Annotated in this window: 9 protein-coding genes; all 9 read right to left on the bottom strand. The window is 37.0% G+C overall.

The features are described 5' to 3' along the window. Positions 1-33: 33 nt before the first annotated feature. On the bottom strand, positions 34-3,693 hold the full coding sequence (locus tag IGI97_RS05400) for a GW dipeptide domain-containing protein (RefSeq protein WP_438738129.1): 3,660 nt from the start codon (positions 3,691-3,693) through the stop codon (positions 34-36). Between the two features lie 319 nt (positions 3,694-4,012). Next, positions 4,013-4,855 carry a LicD family protein gene (locus IGI97_RS05395; RefSeq protein WP_002400614.1) on the bottom strand — a complete coding sequence of 281 codons (843 nt, stop codon included), beginning with the start codon at positions 4,853-4,855 and terminating at the stop codon, positions 4,013-4,015. Positions 4,856-4,870: 15 nt separating this feature from the next. Further along, on the bottom strand, positions 4,871-5,704 hold the full coding sequence (locus IGI97_RS05390; RefSeq protein ID WP_010707337.1) for a glycosyltransferase: 834 nt from the start codon (positions 5,702-5,704) through the stop codon (positions 4,871-4,873). A gap of 120 nt (positions 5,705-5,824) precedes the next feature. Continuing rightward, positions 5,825-7,222 (bottom strand): sugar transferase, encoded by a 1,398-nt coding sequence (locus IGI97_RS05385; RefSeq protein ID WP_002356909.1) that lies wholly within the window; start codon positions 7,220-7,222, stop codon positions 5,825-5,827. 105 nt (positions 7,223-7,327) lie between these two features. Continuing rightward, positions 7,328-8,629: an EpaQ family protein gene (locus IGI97_RS05380; RefSeq protein ID WP_142665376.1), complete on the bottom strand. Its 1,302-nt coding sequence runs from the start codon at positions 8,627-8,629 to the stop codon at positions 7,328-7,330. A 28-nt stretch (positions 8,630-8,657) separates the two neighbouring features. Beyond that, positions 8,658-10,661 carry a DUF7657 domain-containing protein gene (locus tag IGI97_RS05375; protein ID WP_164846935.1) on the bottom strand — a complete coding sequence of 668 codons (2,004 nt, stop codon included), beginning with the start codon at positions 10,659-10,661 and terminating at the stop codon, positions 8,658-8,660. Then, positions 10,662-12,803 carry a glycosyltransferase family 2 protein gene (locus IGI97_RS05370; protein WP_438738125.1) on the bottom strand — a complete coding sequence of 714 codons (2,142 nt, stop codon included), beginning with the start codon at positions 12,801-12,803 and terminating at the stop codon, positions 10,662-10,664. Positions 12,804-12,814: 11 nt separating this feature from the next. Continuing rightward, on the bottom strand, positions 12,815-15,958 hold the full coding sequence (locus IGI97_RS05365) for a glycosyltransferase (protein ID WP_438738123.1): 3,144 nt from the start codon (positions 15,956-15,958) through the stop codon (positions 12,815-12,817). After that, complete coding sequence (locus IGI97_RS05360) at positions 15,948-17,165, bottom strand: ABC transporter ATP-binding protein (RefSeq protein ID WP_002356901.1); 1,218 nt, start codon at positions 17,163-17,165, stop codon at positions 15,948-15,950. Before IGI97_RS05360 ends, IGI97_RS05365 begins: the two co-directional genes overlap by 11 nt. Between the last annotated feature and the right edge of the window lie 12 nt (positions 17,166-17,177).

Here is a 17,177-nt window from a genome sequence, read left to right as displayed (position 1 = left end):
TTTCTGTGTGTGATTCAATAAGTATTTTCACTATTATTTTTTTAATGCTCGACTATCTACCCAGCCGATTGTTTTGCCATTCAATTGAAATTGGTATGAAGTCAGACCACTAGATAATTTTGCAGACTGGATAATGGTTACGACTTGGTTGGCATATTGAGAAGCACGTCCCAAGTTCTCGCCATCTTCGGCAGTATTGTTCGCTTTACTAAAGACCCCATGTCCATTAGAAATTGACGCGTCTGCGATAATGCCTTGTTTGTTCATTTTCGTGTAAGTCGCTGTATTGAGAGTAGGGGTAAACGCCTGCTTATTCATCCAGCCAATTGTTTTGCCTCCAATCGCAAATCGCAAAAACTCTGCACGGCTAGTCTTCGCATACCCTGTAATATGGGCGGCTTGACCTGCGTATATGTCTCCTTTGCCCATACTAGAAACTCCTGGACCGACATTGTAAATTCCGTTGTATACATCATGTTTTTTTGCTTCACTCGCTACTTTTACTTTTGCATTGTAATCGTAGTTTTTTTGGCTAATTAAATCATCAAAGATTGTTCCAAATGCCCGACTATCTACCCAGCCGATTGTTTTGCCATTCAATTGAAATTGGTATGCGGTCAGACCATTAGATAATTTTGCAGACTGGATAATGGTTACGACTTGGTTGGCATATTGAGAAGCACGTCCTAAGTTCTCGCCATCTTCGGCAGTATTGTTCGCTTTACTAAAGACCCCATGTCCATTAGAAATTGATGCGTCTGCGATAATGCCTTGTTTGTTCATTTTCGTGTAAGTCGCTGTATTGAGAGTAGGAGTAAACGCCTGCTTATTCATCCAGCCAATTGTTTTGCCTCCAATCGCAAATCGCAAAAATTCTGCACGGCTAGTCTTCGCATACCCTGTAATATGGGCGGCTTGACCTGCGTATATGTCTCCTTTGCCCATACTAGAAACTCCTGGACCGACATTGTAAATTCCGTTGTATACATCATGTTTTTTTGCTTCACTCGCTACTTTTACTTTTGCGTTATAATCGTAGTTTTTTTGACTAATTAAATCATCAAAGATTGTTCCAAATGCCCGACTATCTACCCAGCCGATTGTTTTGCCATTCAATTGAAATTGGTATGCGGTCAGACCATTAGATAATTTTGCAGACTGGATAATGGTTACGACTTGGTTGGCATATTGAGAAGCACGTCCCAAGTTCTCGCCATCTTCGGCAGTATTGTTCGCTTTACTGAAGACCCCATGTCCATTAGAAATTGATGCGTCTGCGATAATGCCTTGTTTGTTCATTTTCGTGTAAGTCGCTGTATTGAGAGTAGGGGTAAACGCCTGCTTATTCATCCAGCCAATTGTTTTGCCTCCAATCGCAAATCGCAAAAATTCTGCACGGCTAGTCTTCACATACCCTGTAATATGGGCGGATTGACCTGCGTATATGTCCCCTTTGCCCATACTAGAAACTCCTGGACCGACATTGTAAATTCCATTGTATACATCATGTTTTTTTGCTTCACTCGCTACTTTTACTTTTGCGTTATAATCGTAGTTTTTTTGGCTAATTAAATCATCAAAGATTGTTCCAAATGCCCGACTATCTACCCAGCCGATTGTTTTGCCATTCAATTGAAATTGGTATGCGGTCAGACCATTAGATAATTTTGCAGACTGGATAATGGTTACGACTTGGTTGGCATATTGAGAAGCACGTCCCAAGTTCTCGCCATCTTCGGCAGTATTGTTCGCTTTACTAAAGACCCCATGTCCATTAGAAATTGACGCGTCTGCGATAATGCCTTGTTTGTTCATTTTCGTGTAAGTCGCTGTATTGAGAGTAGGGGTAAACGCCTGCTTATTCATCCAGCCAATTGTTTTGCCTCCAATCGCAAATCGCAAAAATTCTGCACGGCTAGTCTTCGCATACCCTGTAATATGGGCAGCTTGACCTGCGTATATGTCCCCTTTGCCCATACTAGAAACTCCTGGACCGACATTGTAAATTCCATTGTATACATCATGTTTTTTTGCTTCACTCGCTACTTTTACTTTTGCGTTATAATCGTAGTTTTTTTGGCTAATTAAATCATCAAAGATTGTTCCAAATGCCCGACTATCTACCCAGCCGATTGTTTTGCCATTCAATTGAAATTGGTATGCGGTCAGACCATTAGATAATTTTGCAGACTGGATAATGGTTACGACTTGGTTGGCATATTGAGAAGCACGTCCCAAGTTCTCGCCATCTTCGGCAGTATTGTTCGCTTTACTGAAGACCCCATGTCCATTAGAAATTGATGCGTCTGCGATAATGCCTTGTTTGTTCATTTTCGTGTAAGTCGCTGTATTGAGAGTAGGGGTAAACGCCTGCTTATTCATCCAGCCAATTGTTTTGCCTCCAATCGCAAATCGCAAAAATTCTGCACGGCTAGTCTTCGCATACCCTGTAATATGGGCGGCTTGCCCTGCGTATATGTCCCCTTTGCCCATACTAGAAACTCCTGGACCGACATTGTAAATTCCATTGTATACATCATGTTTTTTTGCTTCACTCGCTACTTTTACTTTTGCGTTATAATCGTAGTTTTTTTGGCTAATTAAATCATCATACTGTTTTCCACCACTAGATGTAAATCGTCCAGTGTAATCAGCATTAATATCAAACACACCTACTCCGATATCAACACCTGGAATCGTTAATAAAGAAGACCATTGCCATGCCGCATAACCTTCATTTTTGTGCCATAACTGATCTGCAGTCGGTTCAAAAGGATACTGAGCAATCCAAATATTTTCAGTCCCTAGTTGTGTAGGCGATAAAACTCCTTCTGTAAACCAGGCTGCCATTGAATAATGTAATACATTCGTAAAGCCTCTTGCTTTTAATTGATTAGCAAAAGCAATTGAATTAGCTGTCAATTGTCCATTATTCATGCTACCTTCTTCTGCATCATTAATCATTAAAGTATCTTTTGGTAATCCAGTATTAATTGCTGTATCGGCAAAGTAGTTTGCTTCTTTTATTGCCTGATCTTTTGTTGTAAAGTGACTATAGTGATAGGCAGATACTTTTATTCCCACTGCATTTGCATTTTGAACTTGTGCAAATCTTTCTGGATTTTGATAAGTTGTCGCTTCGGTCATTTTAACGACCACTCCGCCTATCCCATAACTTTTCATAGTTTGATAATTTGCTACACTTAAACTACCATTCCAAGAAGATACATCGATAAAGTTTTTAGGCGGACGATTTGCCTCTGTTATGCTAATAGGATCACCATAGGCATATGCGGCTCTTTTTCTTCTCGTTCCTTTCATTCCTGATCCCATAGGTTTGTTCATATCCTCTGTTATTACGATTTCGTCTTCATCTTTCTTATTAGCTTCTGAAGAACTAGTCGTTTCCGAAGTTTCTTCAGCATCTTTTGATTGCCAAGTGTCTTTAGCATCACTCGTGCCCAAACTATTTTTTGTTTCCGAAGGAACTGAAGATGAGGTGCTAGAAGAACTTTCTGTCGAAGTTTCCCCGCTAGATGACGTAGAATTTAGTGTTTCTGCTGTATCCGTAGAAATTACTTCTTCTGCACTTTCACTACTTGATGCATCGATTGCATACACTATTGATGAACTAGGAACCAATGCTGTCAACATTAGCATTGTAATAACAGATATTTTATTTATTCTCTTCATTATTTATTTAACCCTTCTTTTTGCGTATTGTTTACAATTAATCCTCATTTAATTATAGTATGTAAATTTTACTTGAAACCAACAATTTTTTACTTTTCAAATTGAAATTTCTCAAAACTGATTAGAATGAGCACTAGTTTCAAATAATTTTCTAATAAATTTTAGCTTACGTCAAGAAAATCTTGCTAACTTTTTTTTACTATTTTATTTCTAAACTTTATCTTTTTATTACATTGATTATGTTATTTATTTTTTTAAAACAAAATGCTGAACGCTATTTATAGATAACGTTCAGCCTCAGTATAAATAATTGAAGTTTTTAAAGATATTCTGTATACGATTTTTTAGTATCAACAATTAGCGCTTCATGATGAGGTTGACGATCTTCCTCTGGTGGCAATTGCATATAATCCCCAAAAACCTGTGTTAAGTAGCGCTTGTAGCCCACTGGTATTGGCATTTTTGTATCTTCAAATGGAACAAAAATAGCAGATTTAAAATCTTCTAAATGATAAATATTGCCCATGTAGCGTGGTCCGACACACAATTCTGTGACATAAGGAGTTGAACCAAAGGAATACTTGGTCATTCTTTTTTCAGCGAAGCGCCAAATATGATAGCGAATTTTGCTTGAAGAAAAAATCCCTAATAAAACCTTGCTTCCTGTAGCCATCAGACCACCATGTTTTTCTGGAACAACTTGCGAACAAAATAACGCATAAATCAGTGCCCAAAACTTTTGGATTTTTCTTCGCAATTTCCCTTCTGGCGCACCATCTAACGGAAAAATATCAATTGGTAAACCATGAGGGATATCTAAATCCTCTTGATAGGGTTTAATAAAAGTAGTGGCAGTATCCCTAATAGTTATAAATGAATTATGATCATTATATGTTTTAGAAGCAACTAATAATGGATATCTATTTATGTCTGCTTTCTGTGGCCATAGCTTTTTTAATTTTTCATAGTCTGGTCGTGGCATAAAAAAATCCAAATCATCATCCCACGGAATAAATCCTTGACTGCGTACAGCACCAATACAACCACCGCCACAGAAATAACATAATAAATTATTTTCTTGACAAAATTGCACAAAATATTTGGACATAGTTAATGTTACAGCCTGTATTTCTTTTAAATCTGTCTGAGACATCTCTTGCATAATTTTACCTCAATCTTAATCATTTTCTTTCCTTAAAAACTTCTCATAAAATTTACCTCGTAAAGTATTCGGCATCAAACTTACGACAACATGTGCACTGGAACTCACAAAAAAATCTTTAAAACTACCAAGTCCTGCTTGATAGATTGCTTTGCGTCCTTTTAGTCCTGACTTAAAATACTGCCAACCACCACGCCGTGCGTACATATCACTGCCTGTTCGAGCATAGACTAAATGTTCAGAAAGGTTCTGCGCTTCCTTTCCTTTTTTCAATAATCGTACCCATAAATAATAATCTTCAAATCCTGACATTGGCAGATAGTTACCGACCTCTAAAATGTCTGACTTCTTATACATGACAGTCATATGATTAAACGGGTTTCTTCTTTTGGAAAATTCACGAATAGCCTCATTAGAACTTGGAAGGTTACGATACCCCAAAATATTTTCTATGTTCCCTTCAAATTCGATAATGTTAGAACCGGTAATGACCAAGTTAGGATTTTTTTGAAATAATTGCCACTGCTTTTCAATCCGATCCGTCTTCATAATATCATCTGCATCCATTCGTGCAATCAGTTCATTACGACAAGCTTTAACCCCTTCTGCCAACGCTTTACCTAAACCAACATTTTTTTCTAGAGGTAAAACATGAAGCACTTCTGGATACGTTTCTTTATATTTATCTACAATGACTGTCATTTCTTCAGTTACAGGACCATCTTCTACTAATACTATTTCATCGACTTTTACAGTTTGATTAAAAATACTGTCTAAACATGCAATAACATATTCAGGACGCTCCTTTATATAAATGGAAAGTAAGACACTTACTGGTACCTTTTCCATTTCTTCACCCCTATTTCTTTTTTCATCCACGCTTGTATATTTTTACATAGAATACCTGATTTTTCAAGCTTTGTTAGAAGTCTCTCTTTTTTTCAAAAAAAAGAGAAGCCATAGCTCCTCTTAACGGTAAATTCTAATAGCATTCTCTTTACAATAATCCATCGTCAATTCTTCACGTTCTTCAGACTCATCCAATCCTCTTGATGATACTTTATCAAAGAGAATTTTGATGGTTTGAAGCAGAATTTTCATATCCAACAGTAATGAATAATTCTTGATGTACAGTAAATCAAAGTTCAATTTACTATTGTAGTCAGAAGCATACTTCCCATAAACTTGGGCATAGCCAGTAATCCCCGCACGTACATTGTGACGTAAATAGTAATTCGGGTTTTCCTGATTAAATTGATCAACAAAGAATGGTCGTTCAGGACGTGGTCCGACAATGGACATATCCCCGCGAATAACATTGATTAGTTGTGGCAACTCATCAATACGTAAAGCGCGCAAGTATTTACCAACTGTAGTGACGCGACTGTCGTTACTTGTAGATAAGACTGGACCTGATTTTGCTTCCGCTGTTGCCGACATCGTTCTAAATTTTAAAATCGAGAACTCACGTTGATCTAATGTAATCCGAGTTTGTTTGTAAATCACTGGTCCCGGTGAGGTTGCTTTGACTAAAATCGCTGCAATAAGCATTAAGGGTGAGGTAATCACAAATAGGCAAACAGAGACTAAAATATCGAATAAACGTTTAATAAAATTCTCTTCTGGTTGAATTTCAAAATTTGAGACTTCGATAATACTTTCATCTTCAAAGTTCATCATGTTTGGTTTTAACATAATTAGATTTTCAAAACTTGTATCTAAAAAGATTTTTTTCTTGTGTTTGACAATTAATTGATACAATTTTACTTTTTCGTTCTCATCAACATTACTTGAAATATAAACAATATCGATTTCATCGATAATTTTTTTTAAGTTTTCATAGTAATTGCTGACAACAACGCTCGTTACTTTATGCTTGTTATTTTTATCAGACATAAAGTTTTGAATTGAACGCATGACTTGATTTTCTTTACCTAGTAAAACAACTTTTCGCTCATTGCTGACCTTTAAGTATAAATAATAAACAAGAATTCGCCAAAGACTTAGAACAATAATTCCGATTATAAAGGAATATCCTAAAACAGAACGCGGGAACGTAAACCAACGTCCGGCAAATGTCACAATCATAATCGTTAAAGTCATTAAAATTTGACCAATCACCGTGACAAAAATGATGTCACTAATTTTGCGATTATAAAAAATATACGCACCTAACAACAAATTCAAAAAGATAAAAAAGATTGAAATGTAAATTGCAGATTTTTCATAAGCCACAAAGTTAAATGAAGGAATTTCTCGGCCAAATTTCACCATAAACCCTAAGATGATTGATAAATTATAGAGCAAAACGTCTGCTAAAATAATTACAATTCGTCTTGCATTACTCCATTCACTTTTTGATGTCATTAAAAACTTCCTCTCTTCACTTCCAGTAATTACATTATTTGTAATAACATGCAACCCCTATATTACCATAATGTCAGCGGACAAGAAAGTTCTATAGGATGAAAATTATCTGCGATGTCTTTGGACACGACTTAATTCTTCAGGTTGGTCCCAGCCCTCTTCGTCAACAGGTGCTATCGGGCGCTCTTCATTGCTAACAGGACTTGTTTGTTTCACTCGTTTTCTTCTTTTAGATGTCGTTGGTCTTTCATGTCTTCCTCGTTTTTTCTCTGGCCGGAAGTAGAAGGCTAGCCCAAGGAAACTATAAACAATCGGCATCCAATGAGGCGCTAATAAAATATCTTCCATAAATGAATGAATCCAGATTAAAAGGAAGCCTAAAAGTAAACTAACTTGCAAACGATCCAATGTTTTTTTGCGGAAACCAATCAATAAAATCATACTGACTAAAAAACCAAATAAAATCAGATAGCCAATGACACCAAAATTACTTAACGTAAATAGAAAAGCATTATGTGTCCCCAGCGGTTTCCATGAGGCCACAAAAGGCTCCATACCGACTTTAATATGTTGAGGATCAGATAACCATTTAGCAAAAAACTCATGCCAAATTCGTTCTCTTCCTGTAAATAAATCAACAGTATCCGATTCCGCACATAAGTAAAATAACAATGGTCCCAATGCAGCTACTCCGACAAAACCAAACAGCCAAACTTTCGAACGTTGCAAGAAACGTTTTGGTAAAAGATTATCCACCAGAATAAAACCAACTAAAATGGCAAAAGAGGTTTTTGATTGACTGACCCATGTACCTAAAACACCACCAATGTATACAGGTAAAAGCAGCAGGTTAAAAACCTTATTTCTATATGCTTTGATCAAACTACTGGCCATCATTGTTGAAAACATCAATGTTGCACCAATCGTATTGGTATTAATCCAAATACTTTCTAGTTTATTTGATTCTTTAAAAATTTCGTCTGCTGGAATCAACTGAGGCAACTCCACGGACATCCGATACAAAGTCGCACTCAAAGCAACTAAAGAGACAATTAATAAAAGCGTTTGATCCAAACGATCAAAGACACAAACTTTAAAACAAAGAACCAACAAAATAATTAAAGGAATCATTGTATCTGTTTGCATCGTGCTATGACGGATTGATTCCGTAAAGTGAAACAAGAGCCAGGTGGCTAGCGCCAACGCTACGGTCAGCCAGTCAATAAATTTTAATTTCGTACAATTTAATAGCAGTACAAGTATTACTGCTATTAATAATAAAATTGAACTATTGGCATACATATATTTTGTGACTGGCGCATCAATTCCTACGACCCACATCGTATACGAGCCGATCATTGTAACTAATAAAATAAGTCGACCGATTCTATTCAATACTTTTCCCATATTCAAACCTCATTCCATGAATGAATCACTAGTCGTTTATTCGATAAATATATGCCCCGTTCTGATCAGGTCCATATAATTTTTCAAAATGAATCGTTGGTGTGTCTAACGGTTCTAATGGTTTATAAACGACCGCATATTTAATCCCATATTCTTTTAATTTTTCTGGAGATAAACGAGCAATAATCGCATCTTTTTGCATCAACTCTAAAACAGGGGTCTGATTTCCTACTTCAACATTGATGTGCGCATAGCGATTATAAATAAATGTGTCTTTTCCTTTTGGATCTAATGGTTTCCAAGCCTCTAAGTCAGGTGTAAAAGCAACACCGTTAAATGTATGCACACCTAACATTGGCAAATAGCCATACATCAAGCGTTCGCCCACCCACAATTGGTTGGGGTCTTTTTTGTTAATTTCTTCCACTTCTACCGCTATTTTTTTACCATAGACAGCAGAAACGCCTCGAGAAATTGGATTAACAAAGGCACCAGAAACCATAATGATTCCTAATAAGACAAGGACAAATAACGTGCGCCAACGTTTAAATAAAGCAACAATTAAAACGGTAGCGACAACTAAGACACCAATGATGTCCATTCGTGTAACGTATAACCGTAAATTGCCCGTATATAAAACAAAGAAATACAGAACAACATTTAGTCCTAGCGCCCCTAACCAGGCCATCATTGGAATTTTTGCTTGGCGATTCCATAAATAATCGATGAACCATAAACTTAACAACACAGCGGCAAACCCAAAGGATAACATCGCCCGTTGTTCTGGCACATAAGACCACAATGTCAACTTAGCAAAAATTGTTGGAAATTGAACGCTCATCCAAACTAAGTTAAATAAACAATACACGAATAAGACAAAACCGTAAATGTTTTCTTTGATTTTTTTATAAAAAATAAATGGTGAGAGCGGCAAAATAACAAAAAATAATTGATAAAAACTACTGATTTCCGAATTATTTGAATATGGAACATCTTGAAACGGCATTTTCCAATTTGTTAAAAATAACAAAATATCGCGTTTAGGCATATCTCCACCTAAACTTACCCGTTTTCCTGGATAAGCGGTATCCATTACTGCTTTTAAGGAATCCAATGAGCCATATAGCGATCCGCCAACAATAATCGCCGTCATCAAGAGTGCCCCACCTATCAGGACCCCATCCCACTTATCCAACTTAATTTTTTTACGAAATTCTAAAAAGAATAAAATTAAAAATAATAAAATCAAATAACCAAGTGGTACTTGTAACGCAGGATAAATAACTAAAACAAATCCTGAAGCCATAATAACAGCCGTTATCGCACAAATGACACGACGTCGAACACTACTATGATAATAGAAATAATTATAAATTCCCACTAAAAAACCTAAGCCAAAAAATACTAAATCTCCAACTGGCGAGACAAACCACCATTGAAGGGCCGAAGAAAACGGAATCCAAACACTTGCTAACAAAGCTAAATATTTATTCCGCCGTGTGACGATCAAGCCAATTTCAAAAGAAAATAAAATTAAGCCAATTAATTTAAGATTCCAATACCATGATAAGCCATACTCTTTGCCTAATAGTACATAGCCCCACGTAAAAGGTTTCGCTAACGTGGCCAAATTCCACGCTGGTGAATTATAGCCTACCACCATGTCTTGCCCATTTAACGTAATCACATCATTATGTGTTTTCAAACCTGTTTGTGTTTGTGAGAGACTAAATGGGGTTTGAACGAGCCATTCATCCGAGCGAACACCTCTTGGTTCACCAGCAATTAATGAACTTTTTTGACCATCTGCATATTCAGAAACATACGCATCCCACATGTTTAATGAACTACCATGGACTTTAAAGGCGACCAGTAAAATAAAAATGACTGCCGCTAGCAGATAGCGCCAGCGTAACAAATGATCAACCAAGCGAGCGCTCTGCTCAGCTTGGTTGCGTAATGGTTGTTTTTCTTTTCTTGTAGTTAGTTGTTGTTCCATCTTTTCGCTCCATTTCGTCATCCGCAATTGCATCTAGTCAATTCGTAATGAAAAGTTGGGAATATCCCTTGTCAGATTAGGATTATAAAATGGATCATTTTCAATTAAAGGTCCCCATTTTTCTTCCATCATCACTTTTTCTTGTTCAAAACGTTTTTTCTTTTTGCCTTTATCATCATATCCACGAGTTTGAGATTCAAAATGATAAAGCTCTGCTTCATGAAGCCAGACGTTGTCACGTCCTAAAGCTTGGACTTTCAGGCATAAATCAACATCATTGAAAGCTACGGTAAACGCTTCTTCAAAACCACCAACTGCATCAAAATCTGCTTTTTTCATAAGTAAGCATGCGGCAGTTACTGCTGAATAATTAACATTAATAGCTAACCGACCAAAATAGCCTAAGTCACCATGGGGATAACCATAATGACCATGTCCAGCGACACCACCTAATCCTAAAATAACGCCTGCGTGTTGGACCGTATTATTTGGATACAATAATTTCGCACCTACACAGCCAATCCGTTCTTGCTGAGCAAATGAAACCATCAAGGTTAACCAATTCTCTGTAATCACTTCGGTATCATTATTTAAAAATAATAAATACTCTCCGTGCGCTTTTTTCGCTGCACGATTGTTAATAGTTGAGAAATTGAATGGAATATCGATTGATTTAACGAAAAAGCGGCCAGGTAATTGTTGTTCAAATTCTGCATACAATTCGTGCATTTTTGGATCTGTACTTCCATTATCAGCCATAATAATCTCGTAATTTTGGTAGGTTGTTTTTTCAATAATCGATGAAACACAACGTTGTACGTCTTTATAGCCATTTTTAGTTGGAATAATAATTGAGACTAACTTTTCAGATTCAATGTCATAATAAACATCGTATAAGCCATTCGCCGCCCCATGCGTTGCATGACCATTAATACCTCGACGAACGAGCGCATCTTGCACGGCTCTTAGCCCCGCTTCAAAAGCATAACCTTTGGAGCCCTGATCCACTGCTGTTGAGGTTGGCAGCATCCGCCAATAGTAAAGAACTTTTGGAATATGTGTGATGCGTTCTTTTGTCGTTTTTTCAGTAAATCTTAAGACTAAATCGTAGTCTTGAGAACCTTCGTAACCTTTTCGAAAGCCGCCAATTTCTTCTAGAATACTCCGACGATACACGCCTAAATGCGAAATGTAATTCGTTCCTAAAAGTAAATCAGGTGACCAATCTGGTTTAAAGGCTGGATCAGAACGATTTCCATCCATGTCAATCTTATCTTCATCACTATAAATTAAGTCCAGTTCTGGGTTTTCATTAAGCACTTTAACCACTTCATAAAAAGCATTGATTGCTAATTCATCATCGTTGTCTAGTAAGGCGACAAATTCTCCGGTAGCAATCGCTAAGGCAGAGTTGGTCGCTTCGGAAATATGACCATTTTGTTCACGAAAGACGACCCGGATTCGCTCATCCAATTGTTGGTACTCAGTTAAAATCTTTTTGACATTAGGATCTGTTGAGGCGTCATCGGCCATACATAATTCCCAATTAGTATAGACTTGATTCAAAATAGAATCAATGCACAACCGAAGCCATTTTTCTTCAACATTATACACTGGCATCGCAATGGAAATTTTAGGTTGATAATGAAATGTTGCGATTTCTTGCGTCATCGCTTCTATGTCTAGTACTTCATTTCTAGCTAACCAGTTAGGATACGAAGCTTGATTTCTTAGTTTCTCAATTTTCGCTCGTTGAATGGTATGAGAAATACCATTTTTAGCCATATACTTAAATCCTTTTTTGGCTTTTATCCAAAGACGAGTCACTTTATCTTCTGTCCCTGGAATCACTGGATATTTTTTATTCAAGGGAAAATCCACCGTTACAACATGTGCTGATGATTGAAAATGAAAAGGGAGTACTTTTTTTTGTTTAATTCCTTCAAGTGTAACAACAAAGCCAGCTTCAATCGCAGGCTCTGTTTGATAAATTTGATTAACATCTTCACGTAAAACGCGCTGAATGTTATAAGCGGACACTTGGTTTTCATTATTAATTGTGAAAGTTGGGCTTTCTTTAGTGATTGTATCCAACGCCCAACCTGTAATGGTTAAATTATTTGTTGTTTTGTCGCGATAGATACTATCAAAGATCACCTTAATGTCTTCATTCATGTGCATTCTCCTTATAGATGTTTCGGATTTCGGTAAGGATCAACTAAAGCTTCCGCAGTCCATTTTTCCGCAAGTTCTTTATAAGATCCTTTTTTATCATGGTTTTGCATTTTTTCGTCTGCTTTCAAAATTGCATAGGACACATATACATTTCGTTTACCAGCGCTAGCAAATTGTAACGATAAATCGACACCCATCCACTCTTTTCCTAAGTTTTCGTTAATTCCTTCTAAATTTAGGTAAAGTTGTTTGTTGAATAGTAAGCAGTCTTCAGTTGCTGCTTGAACATTTCTTGGTAAAGCAATTCTGTAATAGTAACCTAAGCTTTTACCAGGGGTGCCTTTTTCGGGATAAAGTAATCGACCTTTGTCTGTATCAACTGATACTCCCACCGTTTCCACGCGATAGCGTGCGTCAACTACGCGGCCAGTCACTAAACCAGAGGTCTCTTGTTGACCAATGTTCATTAACTCTTTTAACCAATCATTTTTCGTTGGTACCAATCCAGCATTTAATAAAGCCACATATTCTCCCTTAGCAGCTTGAATCATGCCATGACGAGTTTCTGTTGAAACATAACGAAGACGGTCATTTTGGATATTTATTTGATTCTCGAAGCGTGCAGGCAATAGAATTTCATAATTTGTATAGGCAGTTTTTTCTAATAATTGACGTAAGTAACTACTCATATTCTCTGTATCATTCGTAATAATCAATGATACCATCGGCACATGATCATAAAGATAGTTAATTTTATAGGAACCATAAAATTCGGCAATCTCTACTTGTGCTTTTAAGCCACGGCGTTCCGTTGCCGCTTGGACCGCTTTTTGACCAGCTACATAGGCGTAACCTTTGCTTTCAGGGTTTAGAGCAGTCGATGATTCAATGGCACGCCAATGATACATCATACCAGGAATGTGCTTGATTTTCGTTGCTTGTTCCGTTGCTCGTAATACGAAATCATAGTCTTGAGCGCCGTTATATGCTGAGTTCAGTCCGCCTACTTTTTCTAATAAATCACGTTTCACAACAACAAAGTGTGTAATGTAATTATGGTTTAAAATCAGTTCTGGATTCCAGTCCGATTTGTAAAACGCGTTGAAGCGACGACCATTTTCTGTAATTTTATCTTCATCAGTATAAAGAAAATCAATCGTTGGATCTGTGTTTAAAGCTTTGACCACTTCATATAATGCTTGTGGCGCTAATTCATCATCGTTATCCATGAAACCAACAAAATCGCCAGTAGCAATCGACAAAGCTGAGTTAGTTGCTTCTGAAATATGTCCGTTTTCTTCGCGATAAATAACTTTGATTCGTTGATCTAGTTCTTTATATTTTTCTAGCATGGGCTTAATATGTTCGCTTGGCGATGCATCATCTGCTAAACATAACTCCCAATTTTCATAGTACTGATTTTGTAAAGAAGAAACGCACGCTGCAAGCCATTTTTCTTCGACATTATAAACAGGCACAGCGACAGAAATTTTAGGCTGAAATTGGAACGTTTTAATTTCCGCTAAAACTGCCTCCACGTCAACAGGGGCTTCTGCTTTTTCTTGTCGTTTAAAGTACCACTTCACTGAGCCCATGAAACCACGTGTCTGAATCGAACGCCATGCTCGATCAAATTTTGTGCCTGGTTGAACCATGTTTGGACGCTCCACCACGTATTGAACCTTCTGGCCTGATTTGGTGTCAATGTTTAGCGTGTAGGCTGGTAAATCTTCTGGATCTTTAATCGTAATGACAAAACCATAATCTTGATCGCCTTCTAATTCAAACATATCAATAACATCCCGACGATATTCTGTTTCCACCGTATAAGTGACTGATTCACTAGCTTCTGCAATGCTGAATCTTAGCGGATAATTTGTTTGTTTGTCATACGCCCACCCTCTGATAACAGAAACGTTATTTTCTACATCGCGAGCAATATCATCGATGGTTAAATTAATCATTTTATCAAATTTAGTTAACGTGATTCGTTTATATTTTCCAGTAGGCATAGGGGCAGTCTCCGTCTGTTTATTCATTTCTTCTAAAAATTGATTTCTTTCATCTAACAGTGCATGAATAAAGGTATTTTCACGTTCTGAATAGTTGCCTTCAAAGAAATAATCAATGTCTACTGTCAGGTCTTTGCCTGCCATTTGTGCATCGGTTACTTCGATTACAGGTACTTGCGTATCTAAGAAATAATAGATATTCTCTTGTACCAGAAAAGCATTCGTGGCTGCGACTGGGACTGTCTCACCGTCTATCGTCATGGATAATTTAACAATTGCCCCCGTTAAACTTGGGAATAATTTTATCAGTTGGACGTCTTCTGGTATCTTCAGTTGGAACTGTTTTGTTTCAGGTTTTTGTAAATCAACTGGTTGATCCAACTCAGTCTCTTTTTCTTCGCCGCAATTAATTAAAATATGAACGTTTTTTTCATTGTATGAATTTACTGGTGTCACTCGCTCTGGCTGTTCTACTGGTTCAGCAGTCAAGGCAAAAAAGTACTGATACACTTCACCAAAGGGACGCGCTTTAAAAGCTGCTTGCACTTCTACAGGTAACGCTTCATATGTCGTAGGAATTTCGTTGTAGCCAACTTGATTAAATGTAAAATCTTCTTTGGCAATGTATAAACCAACTTCTGCAAAAACTTTTTCAAATCCTTCTTGTAAATAGAATGATTTATGCGTAGCATCCAACAGCCCAGTTTCATTCCACGTTAAACGATTATTAAATAAATCAATTAAGACCGAATTATGCGCCAAATTAGGGAACGTGATTAAAATTTGACCGCCTGGTTTTAAAAATGGTTTGACTTTTGCTAAGGCGCTTTGAGGATTCATTAAATGTTCCAACACATCCGCAAAAACGATATAATCAAACGTCTTACCAGCAAAGTATTCGACCCAATCATTTTCATCAATATTGCCATAAAAGGCATCTGTTGAAAATTGACTGACATGATCATAAAGTTCTTTGTCTAATTCAACAATTGAGACCTGGCACTTTTTTTCTTCCATCAAATAGCTAGTCATTCGCCCATTACCTGGACCAAATTCCAAGACATCACTATTTTCTTTGATTTGTGCTACGATTTTCCCAACACTGGTACTCTCGTCTGTTTCCATTTCAAAATCATACTTCATCTTTTGTCGTATCCTTCCATTTATGATCTAAGATGACAATTCCTTCTCCGGCATAACGACCGGTAATAAACATCGTCACGTATTTTGTTTTGTAGACTAATGGGACTGTTGCATGTTCCTCAAAGAAAGCAATATCAAAATAATATTCACCTGTTAATAATGACATTTTTTCATATTCTAAATAAAAAACATTCCGTCCTTTTTTCCAAGGAATTTGCACGCCATCTAACAACGTATTTAAGCCACAGACATAATGATTGTCCACTGTTCGAATAGCGACCCCACAAACAGGCTTCTTAATTTGGTCGTTTTTGACAGTATATTCAATTTTTACAATCACTTTTTCATCTTGCGTTACCATTTCTAATGGTTCATAATCCGCATTTAAAAGTTCCGCATGATCCACTTCAATAATATCTGGTGTTGGGGTTTCATCTTTCATGGTCGCTTCGCGGTCAACCGTTTTAATTGATTTCTTTTTCAAAAAGTTTTCGTAGTTGGTCGTCACGTCCATCGTATCTCCATATTCAACGACTTTCCCGTGTTGCAACCAAAAAGTTCTGTCACAAAAACGACGAATGGAGTTTACATCGTGAGAAACAAATAAAATTGTTTTACCAGAATTTTTAATTTCCGTAAATTTTTCCATACATTTTAATTGAAACTCTAAATCCCCGACTGCCAACGCTTCATCGACAATTAAAATATCGGGATCCACGTTAATAGCTACCGCAAATGCCAAGCGGACAAACATACCACTAGAGTACGTTTTAACTGGTTGATACAAATGATCGCCGATGTCAGCAAAATCAATGACATCTTGGACACGCTCTTCCATCTCTTCTCGGGAAAAACCTAGGACCATTCCATTTAAGAAAATATTTTCATATCCTGAATATTCAGGGTTAAAACCTGAACCTAATTCAAGCAACGCTGAAATTTTCCCATTAATCACCATGGACCCGGAGGTTGGCGTTAATACCCCTGTAATAATTTTTAACATGGTTGATTTCCCAGAGCCATTTTCGCCGACAAAGCCAATCATCTCGCCTTTTTTAATTTGCATCGTGACATCGTCTAACGCATAAAACAAATCGTGGTAGGATTTTTTGGTTGGACTAAGCGCTTCTTTAAACCGATCGGACGGCTTTTTATACATGTTGTATGTTTTGGTAATATGTTGGATATCGATTGCATATTCTGACATGTCGTTCTCTCC

The sequence above is a fragment of the Enterococcus sp. DIV2419 genome (genome assembly GCF_051711865.1).
Classification (GTDB): Bacteria; Bacillota; Bacilli; order Lactobacillales; family Enterococcaceae; genus Enterococcus; species Enterococcus faecalis.
This window is presented reverse-complemented; position numbering and strand designations above follow the sequence as displayed.